This is a genomic window from Mesorhizobium sp. P2_D6 (assembly GCF_056404315.1).
On the sequence record NZ_JBFUEG010000074.1, the window covers coordinates 1 to 1,162 of the forward strand.

At 62.7% G+C, this 1,162-nt stretch carries 1 protein-coding gene; it reads right to left on the reverse strand.

From position 1 onward, the window contains the following. Nucleotides 1–23 precede the first annotated feature (23 nt). Complete coding sequence (locus AC1D1L_RS33650; RefSeq protein ID WP_477345829.1) at nt 24–962, reverse strand: IS110 family RNA-guided transposase; 939 nt, start codon at nt 960–962, stop codon at nt 24–26. Between the last annotated feature and the right edge of the window lie 200 nt (nt 963–1,162).

The following is a 1,162-nucleotide window of genomic DNA, read 5'->3' on the forward strand; positions in this document are numbered from 1 at the left end:
GGGGAGAGCGACTATCTGGGGGGTCAAGTTGCATTTGCGAACTCACTTCTCGCGTCGCGTGCTTTTGCATTGAGGATGACGAGAAGTTTTCTGGCAAGCGCGATGCGGATGAGCATTTTGGGCTTTCCCGCCAGTTGCAACCTTTGAGCGAACGCTTTGAGATGTGGATCGAACTTAGCCACGATGGCTGCGACGATGAAGAGGATGCCACGCGGCCCGGCGCGTCCGGCGCGCACATGCCTGTTGCCGGCGCGCCTGCCACTGTCGTTGGCGATGGGGGCGAGGCCTGCCAGCTTGGCGATGGCCTTGTTGGAGATGAGGCCGATCTCGGGCAGTTCGGCCATCAGGCGAGCGACGGTGCGGCCGGCCACGCCCTTGAGCGAACGGAAGGCCGATCCCAGCCTGGCCCACAGCGGATCGTCGTCGATCATCGAGGCGATCTCGCCTTCCAGGCGCCGCTCCTCGCGCTTGAGGAAAGCCAGCATGGCCTCGATGCTGGCGCATGCCTCGGCATCGCGTGCGGCACTTTTGCGCTGCTTGTTGATGGTGGCATCGCCGACAACCTGGCAAAGCCGCCCGACCAGCGCAGCAAGGCGCTGCTGGGCAGTGCTGGGTGGTGGCGTCGGGACCATCTTCTTGACTGCGCCGTAATGGGCGATGACGGCAGCGTCGATCCGGTCGGTCTTCTCCAGATAGCCCATCGCTTCGGCGAAGCGGCGCACGCTTCTGGCATTGACCAGAGCGCACGCCATGCCGTGCGCCCACAAAAGCATGAAGCCCAGCCGCTCATAGCCGCCCGACGCTTCCATCACCGCGTGGTCTGCGCCATGGCTGCGGCAGAACAGACAAAGAGCTGCAATCCCTGTCGCATCGTTGGCGAAGCGCTCTGCGGCACCGCCCGGCCAGATATGCGCGTCCAGCCAATCCTTAGAAACATCAACTCCACAAATGATCCTGTTCACGGTAACCTGCCTTGTGCGTACGGTTGGAACCAAGCGACTGTTCGGTCGTGCGTGACGAAGGCGAAGATCCCAAGCTCTCCCGCGGCTGTAACCTCAGGTGGTACGGGCGACTTCGCCAAGCCAAGGTCCGGGCGGCCGCCCGGACCTTGGCTCAATCGCTTCAATCCCACGAAATCTCTCTCGTGTAGATACAAGGTGGC